Origin of the sequence: Pseudomonas sp. HY2-MNA-CIBAN-0224, from assembly GCF_040310285.1 — a bacterium.
Lineage (GTDB): Bacteria > Pseudomonadota > Gammaproteobacteria > Pseudomonadales > Pseudomonadaceae > Aquipseudomonas > Aquipseudomonas helleri.
The window spans coordinates 1-257 of record NZ_JBEOPQ010000681.1 but is presented as its reverse complement, the minus strand read 5'-3'; the positions used below and the strand labels follow the sequence as shown (position 1 = coordinate 257).

Genomic DNA, 257 nt, shown 5'->3' with positions numbered 1-257 from the left:
AGTAAAGACATTCCATTTTCGACGCGCCAGCTGATTGCCTGTATGGAGCAAGGTGCTGAGCAGTTTGGTTGGAGTAAGCGAAATGCTAAGCCTGCCAGTCAATTAGAAGGCGACTGGTGGATAGGAACGGGCATGGCTGCGGCCGCACGTGGTAATCAGTTACAGTCTTCTGAAGCGCGAGCAACTTTGCAAATCGATAAGTCAAAAGCGCTCGGTGTTAAAGCAGTCATTGAAACAGATATGACAGATATTGGTAC

General features: G+C 48.2%; 1 pseudogene. It reads left to right on the top strand.

Annotated features, from left to right (window positions below):
• Positions 1-257: pseudogene (locus AAEZ03_RS28045) on the top strand (xanthine dehydrogenase family protein molybdopterin-binding subunit); the annotation flags it as partial.